The organism is Clostridium punense (assembly GCF_017874425.1).
Lineage (GTDB): Bacteria > Bacillota > Clostridia > Clostridiales > Clostridiaceae > Clostridium_J > Clostridium_J punense.
Genome location: NZ_JAGGLL010000005.1, coordinates 68,379 through 86,004 on the forward strand (window position 1 = coordinate 68,379; position 17,626 = coordinate 86,004).

Genomic DNA, 17,626 nt, shown 5'->3' on the forward strand with positions numbered 1-17,626 from the left:
CCTCTACTTATGTTTATTCCTTTCCCTTTTTTTCATTTTCCTTAGAATTAAAGCCTGCTCCTCTTCAAGTTCCTTAAGTTTTTTTTGTCTTCTCTTAATCTTTTTTAGTAACTTAATTTGTTCTTTCATGGTTTCTAGCTTGTTGTCATAATCATCTACGGATAAAGGTGATCCCTCATATTTTCTTTCTATATCCTCTTCATAAAATTCATTTTCCTTCTCTCTTCTTGACATTGAAACAACCCTCCTTAACCTAAATTTATAATTTTAACCCTCTAAATTTTTCAATAAACTCTTGTCTTTCCTCTCTGTCATCATTATAGAACTGAAGCTTTTTAACAAAGAAATCCTCACCCCAAGGCTTCTCTTCCCAGTAGTACTGAATTCCTCTTTGCCAGTAGTCCTGAGGAAATTCCATAAAAGCTGCCATGATTGGAATATCTTCATTTCTAAGGCTATGAATATTTCCATAGGCTTCAAGAATTTCCCTTGCACTGTGTAAGTTCCACTTATTGTATTTCATTCTTCTAATGAGAAGACTGCTAAGATCATGGAGATGAGAATCTAATATACAGTAATCAAAATCAATTATGTTTACTTTTCCATCTCCACCTATCATTACATTGTGATGGGCATAGTCATGGTGACAAAAGCCATTGCTTTCCATTTCCTTCTTCATCTTTTCAATGTAATTACTTTGTGATAAATGAAGTATACTTCTATCACACCTTTCAAGTTCTTCCTCCATAAGGCTTAAATAAAATAGATCAAATCTAGATTTAACGGCCTTTTTACCTATTCTTCTTTTAAAGTCTAAAATTTCATCCCTGCGGGTCTTATAGGTTTCCATCCACTTAAGCCAGCCAACCCTAGGTTTCATATTAGGCTGAACCTGAAACCCTTCACTTTTATTGTGAAGCTCTGCTAACTTCTTCGCAGCAATAACTACATCAATGGGATTGTCATAATTGCTTTCTCTGGCATTAACCCAAGGAGTAAGATAAGCAAAGTTCTTCTCTAATTTTATATAATCAAGGTCATCAATGGTTTTAATTATTTCTGGTACATACTCAAAGCCATTATTTTGAAGATGCTTAATAGCACCAACTATAAATAAAAAATGCTCAAACTCATACTTAATGATTTTCAAGCAATAAATGTTATCTTCAGTTTCAACCCTATAAACATTTTTTATTTTCTCTGAATGACTAGGAGTAAACCCATACTTTTCTTGTATAAGTTCCTTAATATTTGTTCCCTCCAAGTAAAGCCCTCCAAATAGTGTTCTATATGTAATATATGAAACCCCACTGTAATGTGTGTTTAATTTTGAACTATTTGTAACACATATTTCCTCTTTGACTAATATATAATATATACTTTTTTAAGGAGTGATTTCATGAGAATTGCAATTGATGCTAGAGGTATCAATTGGTATAGCGGTACTGGTATAGGCACCTATACTGAAAATGTTCTTAAGAATTTACTTAACATAGATAAAGAAAACTTTTATCAACTATATTGGTCTGGGGATAAATATGAGGACTATGAAAAGCCTAATTCCAATATAGTTATGTGCTCTAAAAAGCACCAAAGATTCTTTCAAGAACATTTTTTTCCTGTTAGTCTGGAGAACGAAAAAATAGACTTGTACCATATACCTCAAAATGGAATTGGAGTAACCCCCAACATAGGCTGTAAAAAAATGTGCACTATTCACGACTTAATTCCATATATTATGCCCGAAACCGTTGGCCGTGGGTATCTTTTAAAGTTTCTTAAGGAAATGCCCATAATAATTGAAGAATCTACTGGCATACTTACCGTTTCCGAGTACTCTAAAAGGGATATTTTGAAGTTTTTCCCTATAGACGAAAGCAAAATTTATGTCACCCCTTTAGCTGCTGACAGCAAATATACTCCCCTTGACAAGGAAAAGTGCAAGGAAATAATTAAAGAAAAGTATGGCATAGATAAACCTTTCCTCCTCTACATTGGTGGCTTTAGTGAAAGGAAAAATGTGCGTTCTTTAATAATTTCTTTTGCTAAAGTAATGAAACATTCAAATAAGGAATATAATTTAGTAATAGTAGGTTCCTATAGGGATTCTTCTCAAGAACTAGTTAAACTTAAGGACTCTTTAAATATGCAGGATTATATAAAATTCACTGGTTTTGCTCCTGATGAGGATCTTCCAATTTACTATAACGCTTGCGAAGCCTTTGTTTATCCATCTTTTTATGAGGGTTTTGGACTTCCTCCTCTAGAAGCAATGAATTGTGGTACTCCTGTAATTACTACTAATTTAACTTCTATACCAGAAGTAGTTGGAGATGGTGGAATATTAATTAATCCTTATAATGATAAGGAGCTTCAAAGTGCTATGGAATTAATTTTAGGAAGCGACACCTTAAGACGAGAATACAGTAGGCTAGGACTTCAAAGGGCTAAACTTTTCTCTTGGGAGATAACCGCTAGAAATACTCTTAAGGCCTATGAAGATGTTCATAATAAGATTTTAGAAGCACCATAATTTTAACAGGTGCTAACCCTCTAATTTAGGCATCTGAAAATAAATAACAAATCAAAGATGTGAAAGCTATTTTGCGTTCACAAGCAAGCTTGTGCCGATAAGGAAACAGGTTCCGCAGATAGTGGAGCTATCAAAGGGTTCTATTGACGCAGTATAGCACAAAATAGATGAGCAGATTGACTTATTTATTTTTTGAAGATGCCTTAAATGAACTTAGCTAAGATTTCTGTTTAATAGTTGTCCTATGAAGTATTAAATTCAATTTAAAACAATTATAATTATCAAATAAATTTTCGAGCTGACATTTGTCAGCTCTTTAATTAAAGATTTAGTAGCCAAGCTTTCTCATTGAATTTATTATATTTAATTAAAATTATCTATTTGTAAGCAATGCTAGTTAATTTACTACCAGAACGAGTAAAATTAATTAATATATTTTAAAGAGTTCCATGAAAGTTGAATTTTAGTAAGAGGATTTGTGAGGGGTTTATTATGAGGGTAAAAAGAAAAAGAATTTCTTCGATTTATATGTCTATGTGCTTAATTTTTATATATGTGGGTATGTTTCTTTGTGTCTACTCCATCATCTCTCCTAGTATTAGAGAATATAAACTTATGAGTAGCTATATCTTGTGCTGTTTAAGTGGGACTAGCTTCTTTACTGGTATGAAAGAGGTGCTTCATGGCAGCTATAAAGGAATGGGCTATGTTGCTATACTAATGGGACCCTTGGGACTGATTTTTGCTATTTGGAAGATAATTTCTTATATATAAAATGCAAAAGCTACCAGAATTAAACCTGGTAGCTTTTACATATAATTATTTCCTAGCCTAAAATCATGTCCTAACTTTTTAAAAAGCAAAAATCCACTTAAAGTAATAATATAGATTACTTTAAGCACATTCTATCTTTTTTAGTACTATTTGTGTCTACAATACCTTTGATAAGAAGTCTATCGTACGAGGATGCTTTGGATTCTTAAACATTTCTTCAGGGGTTCCCTGCTCTACTATATTTCCACCATCCATAAATAAAATTCTATCTCCAACTTCTCTTGCAAAACCCATTTCGTGAGTTACAACCACCATGGTCATGCCTTCTTTGGCAAGGTCCTTCATTACAGTTAAAACCTCACCAACCATTTCTGGGTCTAAAGCTGAAGTAGGCTCATCAAAAAGCATTACATCGGGTTCCATAGCTAAAGCTCTTGCAATAGCTATTCTTTGCTTTTGCCCTCCTGATAAAGAACCCGGATAGGCATTAGCTTTCTCCTTAAGTCCAACTTTTTCTAACAGTTTAAAAGCCTTTTCCTTTGCTTCCTCTTCCTTAACACCCTTAACCTTAATTGGTGCTAAAGTAATATTTTCTAAAACTGTCTTATGAGGAAAAAGATTAAACTGTTGAAACACCATGCCCATTTTTTCTCTAATTTTATTAATGTCTGTTTTCTTATCTGTAGTTTCCTTACCTTCAAAAACTATAGTTCCAGAGGAAGGCTCCTCAAGAAGATTTAAGCATCTTAAAAAAGTACTTTTTCCTGAACCACTAGGTCCTATAACAACCACAACTTCTCCTTTTGAAATCCTCTCATTAACTCCTTTAAGCACATGATTCTGACCAAAAGTTTTATTTAAATCCTTAATGTGTATCATTAGCCTTCATCCTCCTTTCTATATTTCCTAGCAATTTCGATAAGCTAAAGGTTAAAAGGAAATAAACCACTGCTGCCACAATAAGAGGTTCAAAAGGAAGTGCTGTGTTTCCTCTTACAGTATCAGCCTTATACATAAGTTCTCCTATTCCAATAACAGATACAATAGAAGACTCCTTTATTATTGTAATAAACTCATTACCCAAAGCAGGTAAGATGTTCTTAAAAGCTTGAGGAATAATAATTAATCTCATGGTCATAGCTGAAGTCATACCTAAGCTTCTTCCAGCCTCCATTTGTCCTTTATCCACTGCGTTAATACCAGCTCTAATTATTTCCGCTACATAAGCTCCACTATTAATTGATAAAGTAACAACTCCTGCTAGCATATCTGGAAGATCAATTCCCATAGCAGGCATTCCATAATAAACAATATATAATTGCACAAGTATTGGTGTCCCTCTTACAAACTCTATATAAATACTAGCTAAAGCCTTTAATATTTTATTTTTGCTTAGTTTCATTAGACTTAAAAATAGTCCTAAAACTGTTCCTAAAATAACTGTAAAAAATGCTATGAGTACTGTATATTGAGTTCCTTCTAAAAAGAACTTATAATATTTACTTAAAAAACTAAAATCCAAAGTACCCTCCCCCTTCATGACATTCACCACTGACCTTTTGCCAGTGGTGAAAATATTTTCTTAAACTTCAAGTATAATTATCCTAATTTTAAAAATATTCCATCAAAATCTTTTGAAATCCATTTTATTATTACTAGTCTGCTTAGCTCCTAATAAGTTTTCTAATTAGTTATTAATAACCTTTATAAAACTACTTTAGTTGCTTACTTAGTTCTTACTCTACTTGTTCATTAGCCTTTACAACAAATTCTTCGATTCTTCCTTCTTTGATTAATCTGTCTAAAGTGCTATTTATTGCATTAACAAAAGCCTCATCACCTTTTTTAACCGCAACTGCTGATCCCTGCTCTCCTTCTTCAATCTTGAAAGTAGCATCAGTTATAGCTAAATCTTTATTCTTCTCTACATAAAACTTAGCTACTGGTACTTCAACCACAATTGCATCTACTTTCTTATTCTTAAGTTCAAGTACTAAATCTGTAACCTTTCCAAGACCTTTTACGTTAGCTCCTTCAATTTGAGTTTTAGCAAGCTCCTCTTGGATTGCACCCTTTTGAGCTCCAATTTCTTTTCCTTTTAAGTCAGCTAAAGTTTTATACTTATCCTTATCCTCAGCTCTTACTATAACAGCATGCTGAGCTGTGTAGTAAATCTTTGAAAAGTCTACGCTTTGCTTCCTCTCCTCAGTAGGATTCATTCCTGCAAGTACCATATCAACCTTTCCTGTTTTAAGAGCTGCAATAAGACCATCAAACTTCATATCGTTTATTTCTAACTCTACACCTAAGTCTTTGGATATTTCCTGAGCAATATTTACATCAAAACCTATAATTGTGTCTTTTCCGTCTATTTCTTTATGAAACTCATATGGTGGATAATCTGCACTGGTTCCAATTACTAGTTTTTTGCTTTCCTTTATCTTATCTAAAGTTGTTGATACAACTTGTTTACTTGAAGCATCCTTAGTATTCTCTACCCTACTTTTTCCACACCCTACAAAAGATAATCCTATAACTCCCGCTAAAACTCCAACTGCTACTTTTTTTAACAAACTTTTTTTCATTTCTCTAACCTCCTGTAAGTTTTATTCTTGATGTGTATAATTATACATCTATAACTCATAATTATGCAAGTATTTTTTATAAAATTTATTCTGTTATTTTCAGGAACATTTTACAACTCTGTAAGACAGCCACTTTATTTACTTTGAAAACGTTTATATAATTCTTCAACCTTTATAGGTATGCATAATATACAGAATTTGTGCATAAATTTCAATAATCAGAATTTTCTTAAGCAAAAAAAGACTAGCCTGTAAAAGACTAGTCTTTGCATTAAATCATAAAGTAATATTTTCAGTTATTTTTGATTTTTATAACTCTCAAACAATTCTATAGGCTCTTCAACTTCCTCACATTCATATAACTCGAAGGGACCCAAATCTAGGCATTTACTTTCATCGTAATTACCTTCTAAGTCCCAAGCTAAGGTTCCATTTAAAACTGTAATAGACGAGCAGATTGACTTACTTATTTTTTGAAGATGCCTTAATCTTATTATATCAAACTAATCAAGTTCATGCATCATACTCAATAAATCAAAAGCTAGCCCACTTACATGTTTTTCTTTATCTCATTATAAACTTCTTCAAGAGTTACATTGTTTTTCTTAGCAAGTTCCTTACAGCAATCATACTCACCCTTAAACTTTATAACTTCTCCTTTAAGGATTCCTCTTTTTACTGTAGCCTCACCATATTTAGTGTTAACCTTTATAAAGTCCCTCTTTAGCATCACCTTTTCAACTTCATACTTTCTAACTCCAAAGGTAGTTGTATCACGAAGTAAGATTTCTTCTACTTCTCCTTGAATCTTATGAGGTGCTAAAACTGTAAGCTTTTGAGCAGGTCTTCCTTTTTTCATTATTATTGGAGTAATATAAACATCTTTAGCCCCTGCCTTAAATAACTTTTCAAGGACATACTCATAAGTCTCGCTATTCATATCATCAATATTACACTCAGTGATGATTTCTCTTTCCTGCTCAAAGTCTGAAGAACCTGAAGCTTTTTCGTAATGTCCAAGATAAACCCTAAGTACATTTGGAATATCCGTATCACGATTTCCCACTCCATAGGCTACCTTGTTAATAATAAAATCTATTTCTTTAGTGAACTTATCTACAGCTACCTTTAAAATTGCTGCTCCCGTTGGAGTTGTGGTTTCAAAAGGTACTGCTCCTTTTGTAATTGGTACTCCTTTTAAAATCTCAGAAGTAGCAGGGGCTGGCACTGGCATAAGGCCGTGGGCACACTTTACAAACCCACCTCCAACTTCTATTGGAGAGCCTAGAATCTTATCGACTTTTAAGTAGTCTAAGCAAATAGCAGCTCCTACTATATCAACTATGGAGTCTGTAGCTCCTACTTCATGAAAATGTACTTCATAAATTGGCTTTCCATGAACCTTAGCCTCTGCTTCAGCTACCTGCTTAAAAATATCTATGCTTAGCTTTTTTACATTTTCATTTAATTCGCTTTTATTAATAAGTTCTTCAATGATATATAAGTTTCTATGTTCATGATCATGAGAATGACCTCCTTCATGACTATGGTTATGACCATGGGTATGACCTTCCCCTTCATGATCATGGTCATGGTGGCTATGTTCATTGTCATGATGATTATGAGTGTGCTCGGCATCTCCATGATGGTGAGTATGACCATCCCCCTGCTCCTGTCCTTCATCACTGTGGCTGTGATGGTGATTATGTAGGTGTGTATCTTCATTATGGTTATGAATATGTTCCTTAACTTCGTGTCCATGTAAATGGGCTACTTCACTATGAATATGGTGATGCTCCTCTTCATGGCAATGATCATGTACTTCCTCTGTAAGGTGTTCATGACTATGATGAGAATGACCTTCCTCATGAGTATGGCTATGCTCATGAGGCTGATTTAGTAAAACTACATCCACCTTTGTGCCCGTAATTCCTTTTCTAGCGTCTTCTTTTACTTTTATTTCATACTCATGGCTTAGTCCAAGTTTTTTAAGTTCTTCAATCAAATAGTTAGCATCTACCCCTAAATCAATCATTGCACCTAAATGCATATCTCCACTTATGCCTGAAAAAGTATCATAATATAAAACTTTCATTATAATTCCTGCCTTTCAAAATTTTTAACAACTATTACTCCATTTCTGCAGCCTATCCCAGGGTATCAAATTTAAACCTTTTATTTTATTTCTACACTACATTTTAAATTCCTTCTAACAATGAAATCTATAAGAGAAAAGAAGCAGAATACTAAAATATTCTACTTCTTTTTATTATATCTTCACATTATCATCTTATACTAGTGAAATTTTTTAATAAATTTCTTCTAACCCTTTTTTCTTGTATCTTCATATTATTGAGTTAGTAGTTTTTTGTACTATTATTTAACCCAAGCTCCATCTGCTCCTATTTTGTACTTACCTATATAGGTGTTTACAGCCATATCTCCACCGCTATATAAATAATACCACTTATTGCCTAACTGAATCCATCCAGTAGCCATGTCGCCACCTTCTTTTAAGTAATACCACTTACTATTTAACTTAATCCAACCTGTAGCCATATCGCCGCCATCTCTTAGATAGTACCAGTTATTCCCTAGCTTTAACCATCCCGTTGCCATATCTCCACTATCTTTTAGGTAATACCACTTATTGTCTAAGTGGACCCATCCTTTGGCCATGTCTCCGCCTTTGTTTAGATAATACCACTTATTACTTACCTTAACCCAACCAGTTTTCATTTCACCAGTTTCATCTAAGTAATACCACTTTTCCTTATCTAAAAGCCATCCCTTTTTATTTTGTCCCTTATTGTCCTTATAGTACCACTTTCCATTTTCTAAAACCCAACCAGTTTTTATTACTGGTTCTTCTGGAAGAGGATTATCAATTTTTATTAAGTCTGAGTACTTAACAGAATTACTTTCATTTATCTCTGGGAAGTTAATTGTAACAGGTTTATTAATATTAGTGATATCAGAATTGTATGTTAAACCAATAGTATATACTCCAGTTAACTTCTGTGTTTCATTTCCCACTCCGTTTTGTAACTTACTCATGAGCCCTAAGTCCAATACAAACTCTGAGTATCCCTTTTGATTTATTATATAACCCTCAGAATTTACTGCATATTTTATATCTATGCCTGCATCTCCAAGAACCTTTATGTCATTAAATTCATCTAAAGCTTCATTAATTTTCTTTAAAATCTCTGGTAAATTATTATTGTATTCTATAAATAACTTATCAATTTCTGCCTTTGCTGCTGCAAACTCTTCTTCTGGAAGTCCAGCCATAGAGATATTTGCAATCATATATTCCTTAACAAAGCTTATTGCATCCTTATTTTGAGCTGCATTATTAGCAGTATACCTTATTAATTCCTTTAAATCCTGGTCATTTAGCTTAATTTGGTATATAGTTGCTTTTTCAGTAACTCCATTTTGTATAATATCTTGAGTACCTAAATTCTTAACTATATCTTTTTTAGGATTAAACTGAACCACATATTTATTCATAAAGTCCACAAACTTTTCTTGTAAATCTTTATTAAACTTCATAACTTGAGCTGTATTAACTTGTCCAACTCCTGGTACGGTAGCTAAATCCTCATAGTCCATTACCAGATACTGTTTCCCTTCAAACTTAGGTATACCCTGTGTAAAAGTTGAAGGAACCTTAATAATTTCCTTAAACTTAGGCTTGTCCCCTGTTAAATCTGTATCAACCCATACAGTTGTATCCATGGGATTTTGCGCCATATTCACTTTTACAGTGCTTTCTGCTTTTACCTTTGTTTTATCCGCATTCTGTTCAACCTTTGAGGTCATAGAAATCTTTGAACTGTTGATTACTGGAATAATGTTTTGTACAAATTCTTCTTCTTCAGTTGATAAATTCTTAGCTGATAAATTAAAACTCATATCTGTAGTTGTAATTGAAGAAGTGACTTTTTGAGTTTTATTTAGTGCATTATAAAGTGCTAAATCATCCGGTGCACATCCTGTAAGAATCCCCACTGACATTAATGCCCCTATGCCTAAGGCTAGGGCTTTTTTAATAGTCTTCATAGTTTACCCCCATATTTCCTTAATAATATATAATTATAACTTTATTTCCTATATATGTAAATGGAAATCCTTTATTTTGCGTACCGCGTACCCCAGGGGTGCGCGAAAAACAAAAAAACCGCGCACCCCTGAGGTACGCGGTTTCTTTTACAAAAACTTCTCTAGTTCCTTCTGATCCTTCAATCCATTAAGAAGGTATTTGATTTCTTGATCCTTTGACTTATCCATTACAAGAATAACATCCCCAGCGTCAACAACAACTAAATCCTTCACTCCAAATCCAATAATCAGTTTTTTATCTCCAAATACAGAGCAATTTTCACTACCTTCTAGATAAACATTTCCAGAAATATTATTTCCTCTGTAATTAGATAAAAATCTTGAAAGTGCAGCAAAGGTTCCTATATCATCCCATGTAAATTCACACTTTATCACATAGGCTTTTCGTGTTTTTTGCATAATACCGAAATCAACAGATATGCCATCAATTATCTCATATTGTTCTTTTATAACTTCATTTTCTTTTTCTTCACCAATGTACTTATAAATCTCAGTGATAGATTTATACATCTTTGGTAAATATCTTTCCATTTCTCTTAAGAATACATCTGCTCTCCTAATAAAATTGCTATGCACAATACCCTAAATCATTAATTATTGCCATCTTAATTGAATATACATAAATATACTAATTATCTTGGAGGGATTATGGCTAATCAATATACAAAGGTACAGCTCCAGATAAAAATTGAGAAACCAGAAGATATAAGTGCAGTGCACCAACAATTTACAAAGGCTTATTTCTCTATAATAAAAAAACATATTCCTAAGAACAAAATTTTTATTGAAGAAGTAATAAACCGCATGCCCCAGGGGTGTGCGGTAAAAAACCGCGTACCCCTGGGGTAGCGAGGAAAGGAATGATGATTTTTATGAAAGCAGCTATTTATGCAAGAAAATCTAAAGTCACTGAAAAAGGAGACTCCATTGAAAATCAAGTAAAGCTCTGTAGAGAGTACCTTTCTCACCTGGCTGTTGATGAAATTTATATATATAAAGATGAAGGTTTCTCTGGTAAAAACACCCATAGACCTGAATTTTTGAAAATGTTAGAGGATGCTAAAAATAAGAAGTTTAATATGCTTATATGCTATAAATTAGATAGAATTAGTAGAAACGTTGCAGACTTTTCTGCTTTAGCTAGCGACCTTGAAAACCTTAGTATATCCTTTATTTCAGTTAATGAACAGTTTGATACCTCTTCTGCCATGGGAAGAGCTATGATGTATATTGCTAGTGTTTTTTCTCAACTAGAACGAGAAACTATTTCTTCAAGAGTAAAAGATAATATGTATTCCTTAGCAGAGTCTGGAAAATGGCTTGGAGGCACTACCCCTACAGGATACAAAGCAGAAAGAATAAAACTTAAAGATCCTAGCGGCGTAAATAGAACCTTTTGCATTTTAGTACCCATTCCAGAAGAAGTAGCTATTATTAATCTTATATATGAAAAGTATTTAGAGTTTAAAAGCATTAATAAGGTAGAAAAGTACCTACTTAAAGCAGATATCAAAACTAAGAAAAACAAAAATTGGTCCTCGAACTCCATAGGATCTGTTTTAACCAATCCTGTGTATGTGAAAGCTGATAAAAAAGTGGTTGAGCATTTAAAAACTAGGGGTTTAAAGATAAATGGAAAAGTAGATAGCCTTCATGGCATACTAACTTATAAAAAGCGAAAAGGGAAAAGCGGCTCTAGGAGAGTGAAAGATACCTGTCAGTGGATAGCTTCTGTTTCTTTTCACGAAGGTATAATTTCTTCTTCGAAATGGCTTCAGGTCCAAGAAATCCTAGCTTCAAACAAAGCTAAAGCACCAGCTTTAGGTTCAAGCAGTGAAGCTCTACTCACCGGAATTATTAACTGCAGTCATTGCGGTAGTCCCATGAGAGTAACTTATGGAAAAAAGTATGGGGATAACCAAAAAAAGTACTATTATGTATGCACTTTAAAAAACAAGTGGGGTAAGACAACCTGCAATAGTAAAAATATAAATGGCCTAGACTTAGATAAAATTATAATTGAAAACCTTAAAGAATTAACCCTTGATAAAACTACTATTATAGAAGAACTTAATAACTATAAAAGTCAGGTGGAAAGCTCAAATGAAAACATGGTACTAAAAAAATTAAATACCTCCCTACTGGAAAATAATAAGGCTATAGATAACCTACTAAATAATCTAAGCCTAACTTCTGATGAAGAAACCGTTAAGATGATTCTTAGTAAGGTAAATGAATTAAAGCTAAAAAATAAAGCCCTTCAGGGTAAAATTTATCAGCTTCAAGTAGAAGATATAGAAAAAGAAATAGACTTAGATAAAGTTCATGCCATAAACCTGGAATTAAGCAGTGTGCCTAATACCTTGACCCATCTGTCACCCTTAGAAAAGAGAAGACTAATTCAGTCTGTAGTTCATAAAATATATGCCAACGGAACCACAGGTGAAGTTCTAATAAAACTTAAAGGAGTAGAAACCATGTAGGGTTCTACTCCTTTTAACTTTAACTCTCGTGAGTTTATTATTATCATATTGTTATATGGTGAACGTTATTTCAGCTTCACATACTTCTTAGGCAATAAGTTCTACAACCTTAGGTACTTCACTGCTCTTTGCTATACTTTAGGCATCTGAAAATAAATAACAAGTCAAAAATGTGAAGGATATTTTGTGTTCACAAGCAAGCTTGTGCAGACAAGGAAACAGGTTCCGCAGATAGTGGTGCTATCAAAGGGTTCTGTTGACGCAGTATATCACAAAATAGATGAGCAGATTGACTTACTTATTTTTTGAAGATGCCTTATCATCCTCATATTAAAGCTATTAATTAAACCTATCAGGTATTGTTAATCTTTCACTTTCTGGTTCTGGTAGTGTAAGCACTATCCAGAAAAGAAAAGATAAGATTTGAACTTCAAAGATATTATAAAACATCCCTAAAAACCCTAAAATTACACAGGAGGTTATTTTTAATTTATTATGCCTGTAATTATACATTATAGATAATAAAAACAATAAATATATTAGTGTTCCTAGGCTTCCAGTTTCAACTAGTACTTTTATATACTCATTATCTGCGTAAAAGCCCTTGCTAATCTCATACTTTTCATATTGCTTTGGGGTAATAATTAAACTTGCAGCATCTCCATAGGTTCCAAACCCTGTGCCTAACACTGGGTTTTCCTTAAATATTTCTATACCTTTTAATACAGAAAAAATTCTGCCGTCGGTTTTACTCTTAGAAATTATGTTTGCACTTGATAATTCATTAAATCTATCTATAGCAGAGCTTTGAAGGTTGCTACTCACTTTAGTCTTAGCTTTGCTGTTTATGCTGGTAATAATAGAACTATAGTGTACACTAACATTGTTTATTATAAAGACAATAGCAATAGAAGCTGCAATATTTATAGCAAAGCTTTTAACCACAGTTTTTGTATCTGTTACTAAAGCAGCAATCACTATAAATACTCCTAAAGCTATCATACTACTTCTGGATGCAGTTAAAATTATTCCTACAATTGAAAACATATAAAACAATCTATTGACCTTTATATTTAAAACTCTATGTAAATAAAATACGGTTATAATTGAAAAGAGGAGGTATGCTCCATAGGTATTAGGATTGTTAAAAACTCCATAGGTTCTAAGAAAGTTGTCAATATAAAAAATAGAATTTGCCCAAGCAGTAGGAAATAAAATATCCTTATTTGTAATTCTCTCCACAAAGGATGCTAGGGCAATTATCATAGTGTTATAAATCATTACCCTTGCAAAAACCTGATAAAACTTATAGGTTAGTTTAGAATTTCTTACCATAAAATAAACAATATAGTAAAGAACTATGCTTCTTGACTCAACAATATAAGGCTTAATTCCTACTTTATTTATAAAAACAGTACTAACAAACGCTACTAGTAAAAACCCAATGTAACATAAATCAGTTAAATTTAATTTTATCCTAAATTTATTCTTCATTATATATAAGCCAAAGGTTGCTAAAACCATTAAATCAGGGAGTATTTTCACCTTTGAACTTATGAATTGGGACAGCACTTCTCTATACGGAATAAATATTATCAAAAATATCAGCAATAATTTAAGTGACTTCTCATATATTGAGGAGAATTTCTTAAAATCCATGAAAGCACCTCCTTAAGGGTTAGTAATCTATCATATACTATAGTTAGGCATCTTCAAAAAATAAATAAGTTAATCTGCTCATCTATTTTGCGCTATACTGCGTCAACAGAACCCTTTGATAGCCCCACTATCTGCGGAACCTGTTTCCTTGTCGGCACAAGCCTGCTTGTGAACGCAAAATAGCTTTCACATCTTTGACTTGTTATTTATTTTTAGATGCCTTATTAATTTCTCTGAAAATATCTGTATTCCAAAATTACATATACTTTATATTACAATAAAAGCCTCATTTAAACAACCTAAAATTTACTAAAGCAGCTACAACCCTTGAAAATACTATATCTTCTTATCTTTTTCTCTTCTTATATTGTTATATTGTTATATTGTTATCCTTTTATCTTTTTATCTTGTTCCCACTTATATATCTTTATTCCAAGTTAAGGCATCTTCAAAAAATAAATATTTCAATCTGTTCGTTTATTTTGTGATTAATAACTTACTTCAATTTTTATTATAAAAGGTTTTGGGTAGCAATTTTATAAGGAGACCATCTGCTCTCCAAAGGAACATACCAGAATTCCATAGGTAGGTACCTTTCAAAATAAAATCCTTAGCTACTTCCACATTAGGCTTTTCTGTAAATCTAGCCACCTTAAAAGTAGAAATAGGACCTCCTATAGGGTCTCCCATCTCTATATATCCATAACCTGTTTCAGGTCTGTTAGGAGCAATTCCTATAGTTATTAGTCCCCTTCTCTTTTCTGCTAATTCTATGCCATGATGCAAAGTATCTAAGAATTGTTTTTCACCCTCAATATAGTGATCTGAAGGTAGCACTACCATTACTGCATCCTTGTCCTTCTTTAAAAGCTTTACAGCTGAAAGCCCAATGCAGGTTGCAGTTTCTTTATTGCTTGGCTCCACAAAGATGTTGTCTTTACTTATCTCTGGCAGTTCTTCCTGTATCTTATCTACATATTCTTGGTTAGTTACAACAAAGATATTATCTTTATTGATTATCGGTTTTATGCGATCAACAGTATTTCTTAGAAAACTTTTATTATTGTATGCTTTTAAAAATTGCTTGGGGTTATTAGCTCTTGATAAGGGATAGAGCCTTGTTCCTTTACCTCCAGCTAGTATTACCGCATATAACAAAAACTATCACCTTTAATCATTGCTTAATTTCATATTATGATATCCTAACTAATATGGTGAAGATAATTTAATATTTTATTTCGATATTTCCTATTAATAATCCACACTGATGTAGATTGTTGTCACAGAGTGTTTATGCTAAATAACAAGTTTACTTATTTTATAAATCTTTTTTCATTTGCTTTTTTACTTAAAAAGGAACCAAAGTAACATCACCCATAAGGCTTCCTATTACTATGGTTCCCAATAAGGCATCTTCAAAAAAATAAATAAGTCAGTATGTTTGTCTATTTTGAGTTATACTGCGTCAACAGAACCCTTAGATAGCCCACTATCTGCGGAACCTGTTTCCTAGCCGCACAAGCTTGCTTGTGAACTCAAAATATCCTTCACATCTTTGACTTGTTATTTATTTTCAGATGCCTAATATAGTTATTTTATGAAATTATCTATATATTCACATACTGATTTTTCAATAACCTGCAGCTTATGCTGAACTGACTCTAAAGTTTCTCCTACAGCTGCTACGTAGATCTTCATCTTTGGCTCTGTTCCTGAAGGGCGAATTACAAACCAGGATCCATCATTTAGCATAAACTTAAGTACATTAGATTTTGGAAGGTTGATTTCTTCCTCGTCTCCTGTTAATAAATCTCTTTCTATGCTCAGCTTATAATCTAGTTTTTTAGTTACCTTAAATTTATCAATCTCACTAAGATCAGTATTTCTTAGGTAATCAATAATACTTGCAATTTTTTCTTGACCTTCTTTACCTTTTAGCTCAATAGAAACTAAACTTTCTTTAAAGAAGCCAAACTCTTTGTATAAGTCCATAAGAGCTTCATAAAGAGTTTTTCCTTTAGATTTATAGTATAAGGTCATTTCGCAAACAAGCATAGCTGCAATTACTGCATCCTTGTCTCTTACAAAATCTCCACTTAAATATCCATAACTCTCCTCAAAACCAAGAAGGAATTTATTAGACTTTGTTTCTTCAAAAGCTCCGATTAACTCCCCGATATATTTAAACCCTGTTAAAACTTCCATGACTTCCACGCCATACTTCTTAGCAATAGGCTTAATCATATCTGTAGAAACTATAGTTTTAATTATGGCACCATTAGTTGGAAGCTCATTCATATCTTTAAGGGAAGATATAATATAATGAGAAAGTAGTGCCCCTACTTGGTTTCCTGTTAAAACCTTATATTCACCATCACCTTGCTGAACTACTGCACCAATTCTATCGCAATCTGGGTCCGTTCCCATGATTATATCTGGCTTAAACTCCTTAGCCATGTCTAAAGCTAACTTAAATACCTTAGGATCCTCTGGATTTGGATATGGTGCCGTTGGAAAATCTCCATCTGGCAGTTCTTGCTCTTTAACTACCTGAAGATTTTCATATCCGAGTTCTTTTAGTAGTCTTCTTACTGGAACATTTCCACTACCATGAAGAGGCGTATAAATTATCTTTAAGTCCTTAGCCTTATCCTTAACTAATTCCTTTCTTACAGTTAAAGCTTTTGCTTTTTCTAAGTAAGTAGAATATACTTCTTCCCCTATATATGCTAATAAGTTTCTTTCTATGCACTGTTGTAAGGAAATAGCAGTTACCTTCTCGAAGGAATCCACTGAATTTACAAAGTCTAAAACTTCTCCAGCAGCTTTATCTGTAAGCTGTCCTCCATCCTGTCCGTAAACCTTATAGCCATTATATTGTTTTGGATTGTGAGAAGCTGTGATAACTATTCCTGCGTTGCATCCTAAAAACCTTACAGCATAGGATAAAATTGGTGTAGGAGTTAAAGTTTCAAATAAGTAAGCTTTAATATTATTTCCACATAGAGTTCTTGCAGCATACTCTGCAAACTCACTAGACATATGACGAGAATCATAAGCTATTGCCACAGATGGTTTCTCAAACTTATTATTTAAGTAATTGCTTAAGCCTTGTGTAGCTTTTCCTATGGTATAAATATTAAGCCTATTAGAGCCAGCACCAATTACTCCTCTAAGCCCTCCTGTTCCAAATTCTAAATCCTTATAAAACCTATCTTCAATTTCTTTTTCATCCTCTAAATTTCTAAGTTCTTTCTTAGTGTCTTCATCAACTAAAGATGATTCTAACCAAAAATTATATTTAACTTTATAGTCCATAATGCCCTCCTTAAGTTAATTTAAGAAATTTTCTTTTTATAGGGAGTCAAAGTGAAATGTAGTTTATCTATTACTCCTACATTTGTTCCCTTAAGGCTTTTCTGTGGTAAATGTACTGCACTTTTACCTTTGAAGCCTATAAATAA

The 17,626-nt window shown here is 32.9% G+C and carries 13 protein-coding genes and 2 pseudogenes; 4 read left to right on the forward strand and 11 right to left on the reverse strand.

Features of this window, described 5'->3' with window-relative positions:
* Positions 1-3 precede the first annotated feature (3 nt).
* Both J2Z44_RS04500 and J2Z44_RS04505 read right to left on the reverse strand, forming a co-directional pair.
* A complete protein-coding gene (locus tag J2Z44_RS04500; RefSeq protein WP_021282418.1) occupies positions 4-234 on the reverse strand; it encodes a hypothetical protein in 231 nt (76 codons plus the stop codon).
* 25 nt (positions 235-259) lie between these two features.
* Entirely contained in the window at positions 260-1,264 is a 1,005-nt protein-coding gene (locus J2Z44_RS04505) for a CotS family spore coat protein (protein WP_209649370.1), read from the reverse strand.
* A gap of 135 nt (positions 1,265-1,399) precedes the next feature.
* On the opposite strand from J2Z44_RS04505, the gene J2Z44_RS04510 reads away from it, so the two are divergent.
* Together J2Z44_RS04510 and J2Z44_RS04515 are read left to right on the forward strand one after the other, a co-directional pair.
* Complete coding sequence (locus J2Z44_RS04510) at positions 1,400-2,533, forward strand: glycosyltransferase family 4 protein (RefSeq protein WP_021282415.1); 1,134 nt, start codon at positions 1,400-1,402, stop codon at positions 2,531-2,533.
* Positions 2,534-3,025: 492 nt separating this feature from the next.
* Positions 3,026-3,307 (forward strand): hypothetical protein, encoded by a 282-nt coding sequence (locus J2Z44_RS04515; protein WP_021282414.1) that lies wholly within the window; start codon positions 3,026-3,028, stop codon positions 3,305-3,307.
* A 156-nt stretch (positions 3,308-3,463) separates the two neighbouring features.
* Here the strand turns inward: J2Z44_RS04515 and J2Z44_RS04520 are convergent, their stop codons facing one another.
* From J2Z44_RS04520 to J2Z44_RS04545, 6 genes and pseudogenes are all read right to left on the reverse strand, one after another.
* Positions 3,464-4,186 (reverse strand): amino acid ABC transporter ATP-binding protein, encoded by a 723-nt coding sequence (locus tag J2Z44_RS04520; RefSeq protein WP_021282413.1) that lies wholly within the window; start codon positions 4,184-4,186, stop codon positions 3,464-3,466.
* Entirely contained in the window at positions 4,173-4,829 is a 657-nt protein-coding gene (locus J2Z44_RS04525) for an amino acid ABC transporter permease (protein WP_021282412.1), read from the reverse strand. Before J2Z44_RS04525 ends, J2Z44_RS04520 begins: the two co-directional genes overlap by 14 nt.
* A gap of 214 nt (positions 4,830-5,043) precedes the next feature.
* Positions 5,044-5,892: an ABC transporter substrate-binding protein gene (locus tag J2Z44_RS04530; protein ID WP_021282411.1), complete on the reverse strand. Its 849-nt coding sequence runs from the start codon at positions 5,890-5,892 to the stop codon at positions 5,044-5,046.
* 550 nt (positions 5,893-6,442) lie between these two features.
* Positions 6,443-7,987 (reverse strand): nickel pincer cofactor biosynthesis protein LarC, encoded by a 1,545-nt coding sequence (gene larC, locus J2Z44_RS04535; protein WP_021282410.1) that lies wholly within the window; start codon positions 7,985-7,987, stop codon positions 6,443-6,445.
* 281 nt (positions 7,988-8,268) lie between these two features.
* The gene (locus J2Z44_RS21770; RefSeq protein WP_209649371.1) at positions 8,269-9,960 is read right to left on the reverse strand and encodes a cell wall-binding repeat-containing protein; all 1,692 of its coding nucleotides are present in this window, start codon (positions 9,958-9,960) and stop codon (positions 8,269-8,271) included.
* A 147-nt stretch (positions 9,961-10,107) separates the two neighbouring features.
* Positions 10,108-10,584: pseudogene (locus J2Z44_RS04545) on the reverse strand (mannose-1-phosphate guanylyltransferase); the annotation flags it as partial.
* 84 nt (positions 10,585-10,668) lie between these two features.
* Between J2Z44_RS04545 and J2Z44_RS04550 the strand changes: the two are divergent.
* Positions 10,669-10,869 carry a hypothetical protein gene (locus J2Z44_RS04550; RefSeq protein ID WP_021282406.1) on the forward strand — a complete coding sequence of 67 codons (201 nt, stop codon included), beginning with the start codon at positions 10,669-10,671 and terminating at the stop codon, positions 10,867-10,869.
* An 11-nt stretch (positions 10,870-10,880) separates the two neighbouring features.
* On the forward strand, positions 10,881-12,503 hold the full coding sequence (locus tag J2Z44_RS04555; RefSeq protein WP_242833393.1) for a recombinase family protein: 1,623 nt from the start codon (positions 10,881-10,883) through the stop codon (positions 12,501-12,503).
* Between the two features lie 339 nt (positions 12,504-12,842).
* On the opposite strand, the gene J2Z44_RS04560 is transcribed toward J2Z44_RS04555, so the two are convergent.
* The 3 genes and pseudogenes from J2Z44_RS04560 to J2Z44_RS04570 all read right to left on the reverse strand — a co-directional run bounded on the left by J2Z44_RS04560 (position 12,843) and on the right by J2Z44_RS04570 (position 17,480).
* The gene (locus J2Z44_RS04560) at positions 12,843-14,162 is read right to left on the reverse strand and encodes an O-antigen ligase family protein (RefSeq protein ID WP_021282403.1); all 1,320 of its coding nucleotides are present in this window, start codon (positions 14,160-14,162) and stop codon (positions 12,843-12,845) included.
* A gap of 516 nt (positions 14,163-14,678) precedes the next feature.
* A pseudogene (locus tag J2Z44_RS04565) lies at positions 14,679-15,320 on the reverse strand (mannose-1-phosphate guanylyltransferase); the annotation flags it as partial.
* Between the two features lie 432 nt (positions 15,321-15,752).
* Positions 15,753-17,480, reverse strand: a complete 1,728-nt coding sequence (locus J2Z44_RS04570; RefSeq protein ID WP_021282401.1) for a phospho-sugar mutase — start codon at positions 17,478-17,480, stop codon at positions 15,753-15,755.
* Between the last annotated feature and the right edge of the window lie 146 nt (positions 17,481-17,626).

What these genes read in the sequence shown, in the direction of transcription:
- J2Z44_RS04500 (WP_021282418.1), bottom strand. Translation starts at nt 234, where the DNA reads ATGTCAAGAAGAGAGAAGGAAAATGAATTTTATGAAGAGGATATAGAA.
- J2Z44_RS04510 (WP_021282415.1), top strand. Translation starts at nt 1,400, where the DNA reads ATGAGAATTGCAATTGATGCTAGAGGTATCAATTGGTATAGCGGTACT.
- J2Z44_RS04515 (WP_021282414.1), top strand. Translation starts at nt 3,026, where the DNA reads ATGAGGGTAAAAAGAAAAAGAATTTCTTCGATTTATATGTCTATGTGC.
- J2Z44_RS04520 (WP_021282413.1), bottom strand. Translation starts at nt 4,186, where the DNA reads ATGATACACATTAAGGATTTAAATAAAACTTTTGGTCAGAATCATGTG.
- J2Z44_RS04530 (WP_021282411.1), bottom strand. Translation starts at nt 5,892, where the DNA reads ATGAAAAAAAGTTTGTTAAAAAAAGTAGCAGTTGGAGTTTTAGCGGGA.
- larC (WP_021282410.1), bottom strand. Translation starts at nt 7,987, where the DNA reads ATGAAAGTTTTATATTATGATACTTTTTCAGGCATAAGTGGAGATATG.
- J2Z44_RS21770 (WP_209649371.1), bottom strand. Translation starts at nt 9,960, where the DNA reads ATGAAGACTATTAAAAAAGCCCTAGCCTTAGGCATAGGGGCATTAATG.
- J2Z44_RS04550 (WP_021282406.1), top strand. Translation starts at nt 10,669, where the DNA reads ATGGCTAATCAATATACAAAGGTACAGCTCCAGATAAAAATTGAGAAA.
- J2Z44_RS04555 (WP_242833393.1), top strand. Translation starts at nt 10,881, where the DNA reads ATGATGATTTTTATGAAAGCAGCTATTTATGCAAGAAAATCTAAAGTC.
- J2Z44_RS04560 (WP_021282403.1), bottom strand. Translation starts at nt 14,162, where the DNA reads ATGGATTTTAAGAAATTCTCCTCAATATATGAGAAGTCACTTAAATTA.
- J2Z44_RS04570 (WP_021282401.1), bottom strand. Translation starts at nt 17,480, where the DNA reads ATGGACTATAAAGTTAAATATAATTTTTGGTTAGAATCATCTTTAGTT.